This window comes from Clostridium transplantifaecale (assembly GCF_900626075.1).
Taxonomy (GTDB): domain Bacteria; phylum Bacillota; class Clostridia; order Lachnospirales; family Lachnospiraceae; genus Otoolea; species Otoolea transplantifaecalis.
In genome coordinates, this window is sequence record NZ_UYZY01000001.1 from 1,163,420 (window position 1) to 1,180,247 (window position 16,828).

Here is a 16,828-nt window from a genome sequence, read left to right on the forward strand (position 1 = left end):
GTTTCGGCCGCGTCAGAAAATCCTGTCCGCCATCCGGCGTCCTGTTTTTCAATTAGATCTCTTTTTTCCAGAGTCCGTGCAGATTGCAGTACTCATAAGCGGCAACCGCCTCATCAGTCTCACTTAAAACAAACTCAGCAGCCGGTTTCATCTCCGGGTTCAGATATTTAATCTGAACGCCTTCTTTCGTCTCAAGGGCAATCCACTGGATATAGTGCTGCTCCATCATCGGATGCTCCACTTCGCCTACCTTTACGGTAACCTTAGAACCCTCGGCCTCTACTGCAGGTACATGCTTCTCAAACGCTCCATCCGTACTTCCCGGAACAAGCTCCGTCATCTTCTGACCGCAGCACATAACCGGCACTCCGCTGTTTTTCACGTAAGTAATAATGTTACCGCAATGCTCACAGACATAAAATTTTAATTCCATCTTTCTTTTCCTCCTGATTTCCACATATGTAACCGTTCCGTACCTTCCGGACCGTTTCCATATATTTCTTTTTATGTATATTCATTATATTTGTTTTAGATACAATATACAAGCAAATATTAATTACTTATAACAATTCACCGCCTCATATCTCATGCTTCACAATCCACAGTAACATTAAAGCAACATAGTGGCAGCAACCTCCCCCTGAGAAATAAAACAACTAACCTGCCGCAGGCCGGTTTTTGGAATACAGCGAAAACCTCGGCGTCTTCAGTCCCGATCCATAACCTGCCCGTGGGGAAGAAGGGAGAAAAAGATTCCGTAGGGAACCTGGGAGTCCATCGGCACTTACCGAGGTTTTTTCGAGGTTAGTGTCCGCTATGTACTCCAAAGAGCGCAAGCGTTTCCCGCAGGAACTTTTTCTGCCCGGATTCCCCACCCGCGACAACCTAAAGCCCGGGACTGAAGACTCATAACCTCCCCATTCCACCCCGCATTTTTATATTTCCCAAAAAACAATTGATTTCCCATCCTTTTCGTGCTACAATCAGTAATCGATAAGAAGACTGCTTTCACAGACTTTTTACCATTATAAATCAAAAAAGAAACAGGGGAGCTTGTAGAACAGGCTGAGAGGAAATTTAAAATTTCGACCCTTTACCTGATTTGGATAATGCCAACGTAGGGACGTGAAATACTGTACATACTATCCCGCCATTATCCGGCGGGATTTTTTATATCATATGCCGCTATGCGTCCGCGCTCGGCGCGAGAGTCCGGCGAGCCGGCCACTTTCTTGTTACTGACTATTTGACTTTTTCTATAAACAGGAGATCCCAATGAAAAAATATTATAATAACCTCACCCCGGCCCTTTTCATTCTCGTTCTGCTCCTTCTGTGGGAAGGGGCCGTACAGTTTTTTCAAATTCCCCTGTATGTCCTTCCCTCCCCGGTGCAGGTGATAAAAACACTGGCAGCCGAACTTAACACACTGGGAGGCCATGCAGCCGTTACCGTTATTGAAGCCCTCTCCGGCATTGCGATCTCCCTTGTACTGGCGCTTGTACTCGGCATCCTGATGGACTGTTTTCCTGTTGTCAAGCAGGGACTTTATCCGATTCTCGTCGTTACCCAGACAGTTCCCATGATTGTCCTGGCCCCGATTCTTATCATCTATATGGGTTTTGGCGTGGCTCCGAAAATATTGACCGTCGTACTGATGTGTTTCTTTCCTATTGCGGTCAGCTTCTCCGATGGGCTCGCCCAGGTGGATGAAGAATATGTCCACCTCACCCGCTCTTACGGCGCGGGAAGATGGGAGACTTACCGCCTTGTAAAAATACCTGCCTCCATCCCGTCTCTGCTGTCCGGCCTGAAGGTAGCGGCCACTTACAGCATCAGCGGCGCCGTGGTAGGCGAATGGATCGGCTCACAGAAGGGACTCGGCTATTATCTTTTGAGGGTGAAAAACAGCTATATGCTCGACAAGGTATTTGCCTGCGTCCTTGTAATCATCTTTTTGAGCCTGTGCATGAACGGACTGATCCGCCTTTACCAGTTCGCTGCCCTTCCCTATCTGAAACGGAATAACAATTAACACTGCGTTTGCAGATTTTAACGTTCATTTATTAAATGATGCAAAGCCTTCACTGCTCCCACACGCTGCTTTTAAGCGGAATTTGGACCATAACCCGAATTGCCCATGCATCATTTTGAATAATCACACCAAAGGAGAAAAATTATGAAAAAGAAATCACTTGCAATCCTGTTAACCGCTGCCCTGGCAGCAGGTACGCTGGCAGGCTGTTCCCAGTCCTCCGGCACCGCAGAGCCGTCTTCCAATCCGGCTGCGGCAGAAACCGGGAAATCTTCCTCCGGCGCGGAAAAGACGGAGGAGTCTTCCGGTGAAGCTTCCGCGAACTCCGGAGAGTCTCAGGATGTCACCGTCATTCTCGACTACGTGGCCAACACAAACCATACCGGCATGTACGTTGCCCTGGACCAGGGATATTATGAGGAAGAAGGACTGAACGTCAATATTATTGAACCAACCGAGGGCGCTACCGCCACCCTTATTGCCGTTGGTAAGGGTGATTTTGGAATCAGCTATCAGGAGGACGTCACTATTGCCCTCACCGCTTCCGATCCCCTTCCAATCAAAGCCATTGCAACCATAATCCAGCATAACACCTCCGGTTTTGCAACCTATGAAGGAAAAGACATCAAATCCCCGAAAGATTTTGAAGGCAAAACTTATGCAGGCTGGGGCGGCCCGGGTGAAGAAGCCGTATTAAACGCCGTTATGACAAAGGAGGGAGCCGATTTCTCCAAACTCAGCATGGTCATCTCCGACGGTTCCGGTTTTGAGGCACTGAAAGATAACGCCGATATCATGTGGTTCTTTGAGGCCTGGGACAATGTGAAATGCCAGTTAAATGATTTCCCAATCGAGTATATGCCGGTCCGCGAACTGGATGAGCGTCTGGACTACTATACCCCTGTCATTATTGCTTCCAACGACACGTTGAAGAACAAACCTGACACGGTGAAAAAGTTCCTGGCCGCCACGGAAAAAGGTTACGAATACGCAATTCAGAATCCAAAGGAAAGCGCCGCCATCCTCCAGAAATATGCTCCCGACTATCCTCTTGAAATGCTGGAAGTATCCCAGGCCTATCTTGCCGATAAATATTCGGAGGATGCCAGTCAATGGGGCGAAATGAAAGACGAAGTCTGGGACAGATACACGGACTTCATGGTTGAATACGGTGTAATTGACAAAGCCATTCCGGCTTCCGACTGCTATACCAATGAATTCCTCCCTGCGAAATAAGAAAGGACAGATGTACTATGAAACTGGACGTATCCGGCTTATCTTTTTCCTATGAAAACAAAAAACTGTTCGAGGCCCTGGATTTTTCTATCGAAGAAGGGGAATTTGTAAGTCTCCTCGGGCCATCCGGCTGCGGAAAGTCGACGATTCTCAAGCTCCTGACCGGGGTCATCAAGGCGGAAACCGGCCTGATTCAGGTGGACGGCCGGACCGTGAACGGACTATCGGAGCATTTTGCTTACATGCCCCAGAATGATCTCCTGTTCCCCTGGAAAACAATTCTGGAAAACGTCTGCCTTTACGGACAGATTCATGGTTCTTTAAATGAGATGAAGCGGGAAGCCGCGGAAAACTTTCCTGCTTTCGGCCTGGACGGATATGAAAATAAATATCCGTCCGCCCTTTCCGGAGGCATGAGGCAGCGTGCCGCCTTCCTGCGCACCGCACTGTGCAAGGCAGACATCCTGCTTCTGGACGAGCCGTTCGGAGCCCTCGATGTCATCACGAGAGGTGATATGCAGGACTGGCTAATTGGGATGAGAGCCAGGTTAAACCGTACGGTGCTCCTGGTCACACACGATATGGATGAGGCGCTCTATCTCTCTGACCGGATTCTGATTCTCAACCAGACGCCGGCCCGTATCACCTGTGAAATCACAATCCCGGACAGGGAAAGAAACAGGGAATGGCTCTACCGGCAGGGAGAGCTGAGGCAGAAAATCCACTCAGAAATCATGTCGGGACGAACCTGAGATGATTCGCCAAAAGGGATATTGGACACCAGACAGGAGGTATCAAAATGGAACAGGCTAAAATGGAGCAGACCAGAATGGAACAGACCGATTTAAGGTTTTTATGCGATGCCCACGCCCATATCGGCTCCCGCGAAGAACTCAGGGAGCGCAGGGAAAGCAAGATTCCCTCTCTCCTGTGCGCTTCCAATCCAGTGGAGGCGCAAAGGCTGGCCGCACTGTGTTCCGAACCGGAAAACGAAAGCTTTCTCATTCCCACCTTCGGCCTTCATCCATGGTATGCGGACCGCTTCCGGATCACCGATATGGAACCGTTTTTTTCACAGTGTTCCGTTATCGGGGAGATTGGAATGGACAGCGTCTGGTGTGACGTCCCCCTGGACATTCAGGAAAAGGTGTTCACCGGACAGCTCGCCATGGCAAGCGATATGAAAAAGCCAGTGATTCTCCACACAAAGGGGCAGGAAGAAAGAATCGCCTCCCTGATCTCCGATTTTCCCAATACCTATCTGGTACACTGGTACTCCTCCCCCGAATTTCCGAAACAGTATCTGGAACTTGACTGCTATTTTTCCATCGGGCCGGACGTCTGGTGGAATCCCGATGTAAGAAAACTCGCCGCCGGCCTTCCGTCCGACCGGATTCTAATTGAAACAGACGGTCTGGGAGCCGTAACCTGGTCCTTTGATGAGGCTCCGAAAGAACTTCGCACTCAAGACGCTGAGGACGCATCCTCTTCCGTCCGTTCCTCCCTCTCCTTCACCCTGGCGCAGACGGCAGAAATCCGGCGCCTCCCGGTGGAAGAAGCCGGATCTCAGATTGTCCGAAACTTTTATACATGTTTTAAACTGGATTGTCACAAATCCCGATAAAGAGCCACACGCCGTTCTTCTTAATGCCGTACAGGAAAGGACGGTCCAGGATCATCTCCGCCCTGCCGTCCGGCAGTGCGGCTCCTGCGTAGGTGATATCCGTAAAGGCAGATGCCTCCACGCCCTTCTCGTCGATTCCAATATGCCCGTTCTGGGTGATGGACGAGATGAAAATGTCTTTCTGCTCCGTCATTCCCGAAAAGTCTCCGTCCTCAAAAATTCTGGTGATTCCCAGTTTCATCATCATCTCTTTTATATCACTCCGGCTGTCCGAAGTGAATTTGGGAACCTTAAAAACCACCTCCCCCATATGGCTCTCCCCGCTCTCAAGCGCTTCTCTCAGGCGATCCGGCGATTCAAGAAAAGAATCGATGGAAACGCCTTCATCGGGAAGAACAAAGACCATGGAACCACTCTCTTTCAGCCCCAGGGCGGATCTTACATATCCTTCCCCCTCGCTGTATCCATGGGAGCCGAAGGCCGCATTCATAAAATCCGTCTCCACCGCGGTTCCGTCCGCAAGGTGGAAATCCCCCTTCTTTGTCTTTGATTCGGAAAATCGGTCAATCCATTCATCATAGAAGTAAATCGTATTCATCAGGTGCATCAACTGCTGTGAATCGGTTTTGATCTCCGGCGCGATTGTACCCTTCGTATTCTCCTGTACCCATTTTCCCATCTCCGCACCTGTTTTTTCATCCGAAAAATCCACATTGTGGATGGAAGCATAGAACTGCTCTGAAGCCGTTTTCAGGAACGCTTTCTTCAGCTCCAGATCACGCCCCACCCACAGGGATGTCGCTATGCGAAGCTGGCCGATGGAATTGTCACAGTATAAAGTCCGATAGAGTTTACCCGCATTTTCTTCAGCGTTTTCCCTGTCTTTTGTGCCGAGAAAACGGTACAGCTCCTCCGCCGTCTCCCCCTCCGTTCCGGAAGCCGCCAGAGCCAGGGCGTAGTAAAGACTGGTCGGGGAATAGACCAGATTTTCCTCCCTGGCCGCCAGTAGCTCCCTGGCCGTTGTAAATACAAAATCCGCCTGTTCCTCAATGAAAGACGGATCTACTTCGTTATTGTCCATATATTCCCTCCATTTTTCCCAGTCCTTGTCGCTGTCTATCCCTTCCGGATAGGACGGGTTTACCGCCGAATCCTGGTTCGACTGTACGCCTTTGCCGCAGCCTCCCAGGAGCGCCCCGGACATCGCAAGAAGCGCCAGGCCGCAGAGCACGGCTGTCTTTTTCTGTTTCCATCCTGCTTTCTTCATAAGTTGCCTCCTCTTTTTAGCCGCCCGTTCCGTCCCTGGAACCCGCACGGCTTATTCCATGCTCCTATTATACCTGATTTTTCCAGCATCTTTTTTGCTTTTCTCTTACTCATTCTTAATATTTGTTACTTTTCATTGCCACTCAATAAAATAAGGCACTCATTTCCCTTCGCCGACGGCAAGAAGGAAATGGTGCCATTGTTTTATGACATTGTTTTATGACATTGTTTTATGACATTCTCTTATGAATTTGAAAAGGAAAGTGTACTCAGGCGGTCCGCCCGTACATTTGGCTCTTTTCTTTTTAATACGCCTTAATACGCCGCCAGATCTTTTTCCTCCTGGACTACGATAATCTTTGTGTTCTGGTCTACGTTTTGTACCAGCTCCTTCATATACTCTTCCTGTATGCTGATACAGCCGGAGGTCCCCGTATTATTGGCAACCTTCGGACAGTGCAGGAAAATGGCGGAACCCTTTCCCGGCACATAGCCGTCGTTGTAGTTCAGAACCAGTGCATAATTGTAATGCGGCGCCTGGCGTATCAGGTTCTCGGAGGAAGTCCAGTCCTTCTGGACTTCAAATTCATTAACAAGGCGGTTGTAATACCGGCTGTTTCCGTCATCTACGAAATGATCGCCGTTTACCACCTTGTGGTAGGGAAGAATACTTCCGGGGTTATCTTTCATTCCGAAAGCCATGGTAAAGGAGTAAACGCCGGCCGGCGTCTTCTTGTCCCCCTCCTTTTTGTCTCCGGAAATCCCGTTCATGCCGCTCACCGCCGGTACGGAAAATGCAGGTGTAAACACTCCATCCTGGTTCTTTTTATACCAGGTCAGAGTTCCCAGTGCAGGATCGGCAGGATTTCCCACCGCCACGATAAGCTGGGAGGCCTCCTTTGCCGCTTTCAGCGTGTTAACATCTCCGTTATACGGGACGGCAGCCTCTCCTGTTTCCGTGTTACCGGACTGTTCCGGAAGGAGTCCGGCTTTCTTCTGTTCACTCTCCCAGGCCGGTCCATACGCCTGTCCGCTGTTTTCTGCGGCAAATGCGGTCCGGGGACCTGAAGCCGCAAGAATCAGCCCGGCAAGTCCCGCCACGCAGATTTTCTTATATAATTGATCGGTTCCTCTGTACTTCTTTTTCATCAGGGCAAATTCCTTTCTGTCCATGGTCAGCCATTCTATATCCATTCCTGTATTACCGGTTCCCCGGCATCTGCTGCATTTATCCATTACTGCAGTTTGCCGCATCGATTGCAACAACAAGCATCAGACCCAGAAGTTCATCCTCCGGATCGTCGTATTGCAGCACATAGGTGTCACCCCAGTGCAGAAATTCTTTTTCGATGTGCATGATGGCCGAACACTCGTTATAAATGCTGTAATCCCATCCCAGGAAATCGCCTTCCACCCGCCAGCCGTTAAAATCGACCTCGTATTTGGGCCTGAACAACGTAAACCGCTTTTCAACCTGGCCCATAATCCGTCCGCCGATCTCGATTTCAAATCTCGGCATCAGCGTTAAAAAGGCCTCCCTGACCGCGCCCAGCTCTTCCCCCGTGCGGCTGTCATAAACGTGAATCTGGTGGGTCAGCGACAGGAATTCCGCTTTCACAAAATACCGCGGACTCTCATCCTCACCGTATACGTCATAAGTATCGCTCCACGAAAACACTCTCTGTTTGATTAATAATCTGGGCATCCGGTCCTCCTTATTTATTGTTCTTTATATTAGTCTCTTCTGTGTCCATTACTGCTTCTGTTCCGCCTTCTGTTTTTCTATCTGTGCAGACAGCAGCCTGTCCAGATAGATGGATTTAAACTGCTTGCTTGCCAGGGCCTGCTTTACGGGCGGCAGTTTCAGGATGGTCCCGAAAACGGCGGCCAGGGCCCTGTGGTTGGCGAATGCCTCATTGTCAAATATCAGGTTCTGCAAAGTTCCCTTCTCAATCGCCTGCAGCACGAAACGGTGCGTGCTGTTGACCGGCGTGATAATCTGTACGGGACGTTTCTCCAGTTGGATGGCTCCCACCGGGCAATTTCTCACACAGACGCCGCAGCCGAGACAGATATCCCGGTCCACCACCGCCTTCTTCCTGCCGGTCCTCTCACCTGTCTCCGGAGATAACTCATCCTCCATCTTAATCGCCAGCACCGGACAGACTTTTGCACATTTGCCGCAGCCGATACAGGTCTTCTTATCGATTGCCGGAATGTAATTCGTCGTCGCCACCGGCTGCATCGGGGCAAACCGTCTGGCAGCCTGAAGAGCTTCACAGCAGCATCCGCAGCAGTTGCAGACAAATGCCGGATATTCCCTCACATTTTCACCGATTTGCACCAGATTGGCATCATAAGAACGCTCAAGCGCGTCCATTGCCTCTTCTTTGGAAATCAGTCTGGCATGTCCCCCATGTTCTGCCAGGGAACGGGCCACATTGCCGAAGGTCAGACAAACGTCAAGCGGAGCGTCTATCTCACAGGGATGGCCTGCATGGGCCGCTTTATGGCGGCAGTAACAGAGCCCCAGGCCGATATAATCCGCTTCCTCCACGATATGGCTGGCTCTCTCATAGTCCAGGATATGGCTCATATTCTCATTGCCGAGCACCGGTTCCTGGACAAACACGCGGCCCAGCTTAGTCTCCGTCGCATAGAAGAGATCCTTTACAAAGTCCTCCTCCACGTTCATGTACTGATAGTAAAGCTCACTCAGATATTTCTGATCGATATCTCCCCGGGTGCGCATCAGGGCAAACTCGAAAAATCCGGCCATTGGCGGCGGGATAACAAATTTTCTGACTCCATTATGCCAGGAATCCACCAGAAGCGCCTTTTCGCAGAGATGATCGAGCACCTTCTCCGCCTTTGCCTCCGAAGTATTCCAGATATGAGCCGCTCTCTTTAGTGTAAAAGGCCTTACGGGAAGCATGGCCATAACCCTGGCCTCCTTTTCCGTAAAAAGCACCTGTAAAATTTTATACAGCGTATCCGATGCCGGCGCGCCCTGGGTAAACCAGTTGATGCGTTCCTCCAGGCTCTTGTGGGCATCCTTTGATGTAATGTGTCCCATTTCTGTCAGTCCTTTCCTGATAAGTCATATTTTATATCATAACACAAAAAATATCCCTTTTCCATTTACGATTTTCTTGCAATTAAAAACCTGGGCCCCGGCGTATGCAGGGACACAGGTTTTTAATTAACAGGAAAATCCGCCGTTGTGCGGCTCCTTTGCCACATACAGTTTGCTTTTATAAAACAGCGCAGGCAATGTTTTTACTGCATTGCCTGCGCTGTTTTATTGATTTGCAATGAAAAGCCCATGGGGCATACGGTTCATTATTTTATTGCAATCGAATTCTTATTTAATTACACTTATTTCATTACGATGTTGATAATTCTGCCCGGTACGTAGATTTCTTTCACCACGTTTCCGGTCATTTTGCCTTTAAGCGCCTCTTTGCCTGCCGCAATCGCGTCTTCTTTGGATACTTCGGCCGGAAGTGTTACGACAGCCCTTGTCTTGCCGTTGATCTGGACGGCAATCTCTTTCTCATCGTCCTTCATCAGCTCCGGATCGCATTCCGGCCATGTCTCGTGGAATACGCTGTCCGTGCCGCCCAGTACCTGCCACAGTTCTTCACCGAGGTGAGGGGCAAACGGAGCCAGAAGGATTATAAATGTCTTGAGGGTTTCTTTATCAATTCCGCCCTCTTTCTTAGCCAGGTCGATAAGCTTGTTGTTGTACTCCATGAATCCCGAGATAACGGTATTCAGGCTGAACTGCTCAAATCTCTGTTCAATGTCGAACACCAGCTTATGGCGGAGCTTGATCATTTCCTTAGTCGCAGTAATGTCCTTATCCTTATTTTCCATTACAAGGTTGTGGAAACGGTTCAGGAAACGCGATACGCCCTCGATTCCCCGGTCATCCCACTCGGCATCCAACTCCGGCGGTCCCACGAATAATTCATAGAGACGCAGGGAATCACAGCCGTAGTCGCGCACCAGATCGTCAGGTGAAACCACGTTGCCCTTGGATTTACTCATCTTGATACCGTTCTTGCCGGTGATCATACCCTGGTTAAACAGCTTCTTAAACGGCTCGTCAAAGTCGATAGCTCCGATGTCACAGAGGAACTTCGTATAGAAACGGGAGTAGAGAAGGTGAAGGACCGCATGCTCTACGCCGCCGATATACATATCAACCGGCAGATATTTGTCTGCCTTTTCCCTGGAAACCAGTTCTTCATTGTTTTTGCTGTCCACATAGCGAAGGAAATACCAGGAGGAACCTGCCCACTGAGGCATGGTGTTGGTCTCTCTCTTTGCAGGCGCGCCGCAGCACGGGCATGTGGTGTTGACCCACTCGTCGATACCTGCAAGAGGTGATTCACCGGTTCCTGTAGGCTGATAGCTTTCTACCTTAGGAAGCTCTAACGGAAGCTGATCCTCCGGTACCGGCACGTTGCCGCAGTTCGGACAGTGGATGATCGGGATTGGCTCTCCCCAGTAACGCTGGCGGGAGAATACCCAGTCACGCAGTTTGTAATTAACCGTCTTTTTGCCCAGTCCCCTCTCCTCGATCATGGCAGGAGCTTCCTGTTTGAGCACGGACGACTCCATGCCGTTCCACTCGCCGGAATTGATCATGACTCCGCTTGCCTCGGTATAAGCTTCGGTCATGTTCTCGATTTCCTTGCCGTCCTTTGCGATAACCTGAATAATCGGGATATTGAATTTTTTCGCAAACTCAAAGTCACGGTCGTCGTGGGCCGGAACGCACATGATGGCTCCCGTACCGTAATCTGCCAGTACATAGTCGGACAGCCAGATTGGAGTCTTTGCGCCGTTTAAAGGATTGATTGCATAGGAACCGGTAAATACGCCGGTCTTTTCTTTATCCTGGAGGCGGTCCACATTGGATTTCATTGAAGCGTCGAAAATGTATTTCTCCACTTCTTCCCTTGTCTCATCCGTAGCCAGGCTCTTCGCCAGGCTGTGCTCCGGGGCAAGGACCATAAACGTCGCTCCGTAAAGGGTGTCGGGCCTTGTTGTATATACTGTGATTTTCTCGTCTCTTCCGTCCACCTTAAAATCAACTTCGGCGCCGTAAGATTTGCCAATCCAGTCGGTCTGCATCTTCTTAACCTTCTCAGGCCAGTCAAGCTTGTCGAGGTCATTTAAGAGGCGCTCTGCGTATGCCGTGATTTTGAGCATCCACTGACGCAGGTTCTTCTTGGTCACGGCGGTTCCGCAGCGTTCGCAGCAGCCGTTTACAACTTCCTCGTTAGCGAGGCCGGTCTTACAGGACGGGCACCAGTTGATCGGGAATTCCTTCTCATAGGCAAGGCCCTTTTTGAACATCTGGACGAAAATCCACTGGGTCCATTTATAAAATCCGGGATCCGTGGTGTTTACTTCCATATCCCAGTCATAGATTGCCGCAATCTCACCGATCTGGCGTTTGATATTCTTTACATTCTCCGCAGTGGAGATAGCCGGATGGACGCCCATCTTGATGGCATAGTTCTCTGCCGGAAGACCGAACGCGTCCCAGCCCATCGGATGGATGACATATTTTCCCTTTAATAACTGATAGCGGCTCCACACATCAGAGATAACATAGCCTCTCCAGTGTCCTACATGAAGGCCGCTTCCCGACGGATATGGGAACATATCAAGGCAGTAGTATTTCTCCTTCTCTCCGTCATTTACGTTGATCGGGTTCTTTTCCCAGTTTTCGCGCCATTTTTTCTCAATGGCGGTATGATTGTACTGTGACATTTCATTTCCTCCTGTTTCAATTTATATGCAGCGCTTCCTGCCCGGCGGGCTTTTTTATATCATAATGATATAAAAAAAGCCCGCATCTCTATTATCATAGAGACGCAGGGCAATATTACACGCTACGCGGTACCACTCTATTTCACACCGGTTATTGCGCCGCAGGTTTCAAGGTTCCGGCCAGATCGGCCTTTGCGGCAAACGGTATGCTCTTTCTATTCCCTATAACGGCCGGATCCCGGCTCTGCCTACACAGGAACTTCCCTGCACCGGACGGAATGTCCGTGCATCTTCCCTTCAACAGGCTGCTCCAAGGCGAGTTCAACTGAAATATTCATATCTGCCTCGCACCTGCCGGCAGCTCTCTGGTATGTCATTCAGCCTACTATTCCTTATCATTGCATTTATGCTAAACAATAATTTAACATAATCGCAGGGGGATGTCAACCCGTTTTGGCGGGGTTTCTTGATATTGTTGATGCTCAGGTATGAAATAGGGATTTAGTTTAGTTGAGATGCGAGGACGCCTCTGTAAGACGGCGGACGGGGTGGTGGGAGGTTGTTTATGAGTCTTCAGTCCCGGTTGGTAGGGTGTGGTGAAGGGGAATCCAGGAGAAAAAATTCCTACGGGGACTCGCTCCCGCTTGTGGAATGCGCAACGGATGCTAGATTCGAAAATACCTCATCAAGCACCGGCGGATTCCAAGGTCCCCTTCGGAAAGTTTTCTCCTTCCTTCCCCGGGCAGGTTGTCGGCGGGACTGAAGACTCAGGGAAGGTTGTTGCCCCGTCCGCCGGCTTCAGGGGCTGATTGTCTCTTTCGTCAAGTGTGAAGGTGGTATTGTCCCGGCCACGATATAGTCGTAACTATTTTACATTCTGACGATATCCTGGGCTGCATAAAAAGAGTAGCAAAATAAACGCTCTAAGATTCTAAGCTTACATAGTCTCATATTGAACAGGATGTAGTTTTCCGGCATCCAGAGAAACGTAGTAGCAGCGACAAGCGCCTCCCCCATTGAAGAAATAGGACAGATTAGCCGCCGCAGGCCGGGGGCCGGGCAGCCGCCTTGGCTGAGTCTTTCGTCCCGGCCATAACCTTCCTGCGGGGAAGAAGGGAGAAAAAGATTCCGAAGGGAACCTGGGAGTTCATTGGTACTTACCGAGGTCTTTTCGAGGTTAGAACCATTATGTACTCCAACGAGCGAAAGCGTTTCCCGCAGGAACTTTTTCTGCCCGGATTCCCCGCCCACGACAACCTTTCTCCGGGACGAAAGACTCATCGATCCCCCTCACCACCCCGGCCCCTGGCCTGACGGCGGCGTCCTCATTTCTCAATCAAATCCCTAAAACCCCCGTAAGAACGGCAACCACCATCACCAGCGCATTTGTAATGAACATGATTACACCGCCGTACTTACAGAACTTTTCCGGCTCAACCTCACAAAGCGCGCATCCTACATAGGTGGATGAATTCATTGGCGTTACGCCGGTGGCAAGGGCCAGATTACAGACAAACGGGGCAATAATTGCAATTCCTCCAATCCCAAAGGATGCCCCCACAGAGATAAAAAGCGGATACATGGTATTATAAATCTGATAGGGTACAAAATAAATAATTGGTACGCAGAGGAACAGGAAAATAATATACATATATCTCATCAAAAATTCCGGTAGAATTCCAGTCATAGCCTGTGCAAGCGCATTTACCATAGACAGCCGGCTTCCATCAGGCGGAGCGGCGTTAAAAGCCGCAAGATAGAAACAGATTGCAAGCAGCATGATCAGTACGTTAAAAAATGTCAGCCCTGCTTTGTTCCAGATTTCACCAAAGTTATTCGGATAATTCACCATAGCGGTTACAATCGAGGCTGTCAGAAATATCAGATAGCTGGGCAGTTTGAAGACAGCCAGTGATACAAGCGCTGCAATGAATACTATCAGATTAAACCAGAAGAGCTTTGGCCTGGCATTTTGTTTTTCTTCCTTTATTGTCTCTGTTTCTGCTTGTAATATGGCTGCTTCTCCCGGCAGACCCAGCGTGCCATTCTCCTTTTTATGTCTCCATGCAAAATAAAACCATTGCAAAATAATAACCGGAATAAAGCACAATCCCCACGGAATCGATGCCGCGGCCAGCTCGGTCGGATCGCAGCCCGCCATGATGGATGAATTTACCACTCCGATGCCCCAGGGAAGAAAACACACGGCGGCCATAGCTGTCTGGCAGATGATAAACGCATACTCCCTTTTGATATTAAATTTTTTAAACATAGGTATCATAATCGGAAAGCAAATCAGATACGCAGTGGACATGCTGGCCGTTAAATACGCAAGAGCTCCGATCACTGTAGTCATTATCATAACCACGACTACATTCATGCGCTCTCCAACCAGAGTGACGACGCCATTGATAATTGTATCAAACATCCCCGACTCCGTCAGCATTGTAAAATAAATCAGGCCAAATAACAGCATCCATCCGGCCGATGTCATAATTTCCGATATTTTTGACAGGATAAATCCGCTGATTTCAGACACATTATACCCCAGCCCAAGTAAACAGAAAACCGGGACTGCAAACATAACGAAGTTCATGGGAATTTTTCCGGTCAGGATGCCGCCAACAACAAGCGCAAGCAGAATAACCGCCATTATAGTAGGACTCATTTTCATTACCTCCTCAGTATATTTTCTCTTCTCCCCAACCCTTTTTAACTGCCATAGTACCGGCTCCATTGGCTTACCGCATTTTGTTTTTTTATCTCTTCCGGCGGCATATTCAGGAAATTGAGATATCCTGACTTCAGTTCCGTGAGGAAACGCCGCCATTCCGCGGGATCAACAAAAGCCATTTCTTCCCCCTTTTTCTTTTTTTCGGCCTTCCTGTATGTATCATTGTGAAACGGATGGTTTCCCAGCATAATATCCACCGGTTCATTCCACACTTTTTCAATGGAAGAGAGGAAATCTTCACGCAGGGAAAGCGGTAATCCGGCTTTTTCGAGCCATTCCTCCGATACGGTTGAATAACCTGCGCCCCCGTATATTCCTACTTTATAATCTTTCCCCTCATGTCTCAGGTCCCAGAAATGGGACATAACCCCTTTTGAATGCCCGGGTGTCAGAACACATCTGATTCTTGTATTTCCGAGCTCAATAATATCCCCGTCTTCCAGCTCTACATCGGGGGTGAAGCATTCATTAAAGGGTCCTAAATCCTCATTCATAGACGCCATCCGCCCGGGATTATCCCGCATATCCTCCGCATCCACACGGCTGATAAATGCCCTTGCCCCGGTCATATGCCGAAGAGCCTCAACCGCTCCGAAATGGTCGCTGTGCGCATGGGAAACAACAATATACTTCAAATCCTCCATCCTGAAATTCAAACGGCAGATATTATGAATCAGCCCCGGCAGTCCGGACGCACATGGAGTGTCCAGAAGCAGGAGCCCGTCACCCGTGTCAATCAAATGCGATGAACACCATTGGTTTCCCACAAAATACAGGTTCCCCAGTATATTAAAGGGGTCCCGGTCAATAAGATACGGCCTCCTCTTCGCCTCTTCCGGGGGCATCATGTTGCCAAATCGATTAAACATAATTACTTCTCCTTCCACACCAATACAATTGATTTTTGCGCAATAATCTTTTACAATTAAAACGTTATGATAATTATATAAATGTTAACCCGTATAAACAATTCGATCTCGCTCACAGCAGTATGACTTTCAGGAATACTCGCGTGACTTTATCAGGAGGCGCCGTGGAACTATATCAATTAAAATATTTTCTGGAACTGGTAAAAACCGAACATGTCTCTGCTGCCGCCGATTTTCTGAACATTTCCCAGTCGGCGCTCAGCAAAAATATAACTGCCCTTGAAAATGAACTGAATCTCCAATTATTTGATCGGACTAAAAACCGTCTCAAATTGAATCATAATGGCCTTATTTTCGCAAAATATGCCGAGGAGGCGCTCAATACACTAACTCTCGGCGTCAATACCGCCAGAAGTATTTCTTATGAGACTTTGGGAATGATTCGTATCTACTGCTATGCATACGCGCCGATCATTACATCCTGCGCAAACGCATATTCTTCCCTTAACCCCCTGATTGACTTCGATATCAGCCAGTCCAATATGCTGATAAACCAGAACCAAAGTGAGGATTTGGATTTTATCCTGTATTCCTCTTCCAATAACTATCCCATTGTGAATAAGGAACAGTTCTGGGTATCTCAGCCGCTTTTCCAGGAGAATATGGTATTAATCGCATCCGAAAACTGCAGAGAGTTTCCTTCCACGATAAAGAACGATGCAGAGTTTGTTGATTTGGCTTATTTTGACAATACGCCTTTTGTTGTCATGTCCCAGTCCGATTTGTTTTTCAGTGATATCACTTATTCGCTTTGTCAAAAAGCAGGATTTATACCAAGAACCTTTTATCAGACAGACGATTTTCTCACAAAAATCAGTACCATCCGGCACGGTCTGGCGGTTTCCCTGATTCCGGAGTCCTGTCTTTCGGATGCCCGGGCCCTTTGCCCGGGTCTGAGACATTACAAATTGTCTGAACCAGGTAACTCACGGACCGTCTATCTGATGAGGCATCGTAAAGCCCTGATGACGGAAGCCGCTATGGATTTCTGGAACTTTGTACTAGATTACTACCACCTGCCTGAGGATTCGTCTGTCGATTAGTGGCGCTATCCTGCTGCCGGACAGTAATAATAGAAATCATATTTCGTAAAAGGAGCTGTAAAATAAGTCCCTAGCCAAAAAAATCGCTGAAGTCTCACGACCAGCGATTTTTCTGTTTGGAGAGTTTTATAACATCCCCTTCATATGTTGTCTGCTAAATGAAACAAAGAAA

At 48.9% G+C, this 16,828-nt stretch carries 13 protein-coding genes, 1 riboswitch and 1 other annotated feature; of the genes, 5 read left to right on the plus strand and 8 right to left on the minus strand.

Going from position 1 to position 16,828, the window contains the following annotated elements; translation table 11 throughout:
• Window positions 1-52: 52 nt before the first annotated feature.
• Window positions 53-433 (minus strand): desulfoferrodoxin family protein, encoded by a 381-nt coding sequence (locus EJL91_RS04960; RefSeq protein ID WP_125140825.1) that lies wholly within the window; start codon window positions 431-433, stop codon window positions 53-55.
• A 602-nt stretch (window positions 434-1,035) separates the two neighbouring features.
• A riboswitch (TPP riboswitch) is annotated at window positions 1,036-1,142 on the plus strand.
• A gap of 133 nt (window positions 1,143-1,275) precedes the next feature.
• On the opposite strand from EJL91_RS04960, the gene EJL91_RS04965 reads away from it, so the two are divergent.
• The 4 genes from EJL91_RS04965 (at window position 1,276) to EJL91_RS04980 (ending at window position 4,894) form a co-directional block, all read left to right on the plus strand.
• Window positions 1,276-2,034, plus strand: coding sequence for an ABC transporter permease (locus EJL91_RS04965; protein WP_125140826.1), 759 nt, complete (start codon window positions 1,276-1,278; stop codon window positions 2,032-2,034).
• 144 nt (window positions 2,035-2,178) lie between these two features.
• Entirely contained in the window at window positions 2,179-3,270 is a 1,092-nt protein-coding gene (locus tag EJL91_RS04970) for an ABC transporter substrate-binding protein (RefSeq protein WP_125140827.1), read from the plus strand.
• A 17-nt stretch (window positions 3,271-3,287) separates the two neighbouring features.
• Window positions 3,288-4,022 carry an ABC transporter ATP-binding protein gene (locus EJL91_RS04975; RefSeq protein WP_125140828.1) on the plus strand — a complete coding sequence of 245 codons (735 nt, stop codon included), beginning with the start codon at window positions 3,288-3,290 and terminating at the stop codon, window positions 4,020-4,022.
• Window positions 4,023-4,069: 47 nt separating this feature from the next.
• A complete protein-coding gene (locus tag EJL91_RS04980) occupies window positions 4,070-4,894 on the plus strand; it encodes a TatD family hydrolase (protein ID WP_243125229.1) in 825 nt (274 codons plus the stop codon).
• Here EJL91_RS04980 and EJL91_RS04985 read toward each other — a convergent pair.
• The 7 genes from EJL91_RS04985 to EJL91_RS05015 all read right to left on the minus strand — a co-directional run bounded on the left by EJL91_RS04985 (window position 4,866) and on the right by EJL91_RS05015 (window position 15,553).
• Entirely contained in the window at window positions 4,866-6,161 is a 1,296-nt protein-coding gene (locus EJL91_RS04985; RefSeq protein ID WP_125140829.1) for a serpin family protein, read from the minus strand. The two genes, EJL91_RS04980 and EJL91_RS04985, sit on opposite strands and share 29 nt — an antisense overlap.
• Window positions 6,162-6,475: 314 nt before the next feature.
• Window positions 6,476-7,354, minus strand: a complete 879-nt coding sequence (locus tag EJL91_RS04990) for a L,D-transpeptidase family protein (protein WP_243125230.1) — start codon at window positions 7,352-7,354, stop codon at window positions 6,476-6,478.
• Between the two features lie 34 nt (window positions 7,355-7,388).
• Window positions 7,389-7,865: an LURP-one-related/scramblase family protein gene (locus EJL91_RS04995; protein ID WP_125140830.1), complete on the minus strand. Its 477-nt coding sequence runs from the start codon at window positions 7,863-7,865 to the stop codon at window positions 7,389-7,391.
• Window positions 7,866-7,913: 48 nt separating this feature from the next.
• Window positions 7,914-9,236: a 4Fe-4S dicluster domain-containing protein gene (locus tag EJL91_RS05000; protein WP_125140831.1), complete on the minus strand. Its 1,323-nt coding sequence runs from the start codon at window positions 9,234-9,236 to the stop codon at window positions 7,914-7,916.
• A 302-nt stretch (window positions 9,237-9,538) separates the two neighbouring features.
• A complete protein-coding gene (gene leuS, locus EJL91_RS05005; protein WP_125140832.1) occupies window positions 9,539-11,950 on the minus strand; it encodes a leucine--tRNA ligase in 2,412 nt (803 codons plus the stop codon).
• Window positions 11,951-12,045: 95 nt separating this feature from the next.
• Window positions 12,046-12,358 (minus strand) — a binding site (T-box leader).
• 928 nt (window positions 12,359-13,286) lie between these two features.
• Window positions 13,287-14,618 carry an SLC13 family permease gene (locus EJL91_RS05010; protein WP_125140833.1) on the minus strand — a complete coding sequence of 444 codons (1,332 nt, stop codon included), beginning with the start codon at window positions 14,616-14,618 and terminating at the stop codon, window positions 13,287-13,289.
• A 44-nt stretch (window positions 14,619-14,662) separates the two neighbouring features.
• Window positions 14,663-15,553, minus strand: coding sequence for an MBL fold metallo-hydrolase (locus EJL91_RS05015; RefSeq protein WP_125140834.1), 891 nt, complete (start codon window positions 15,551-15,553; stop codon window positions 14,663-14,665).
• Between the two features lie 164 nt (window positions 15,554-15,717).
• On the opposite strand from EJL91_RS05015, the gene EJL91_RS05020 reads away from it, so the two are divergent.
• A complete protein-coding gene (locus tag EJL91_RS05020) occupies window positions 15,718-16,656 on the plus strand; it encodes a LysR family transcriptional regulator (protein WP_164516748.1) in 939 nt (312 codons plus the stop codon).
• Window positions 16,657-16,828: the final 172 nt, after the last annotated feature.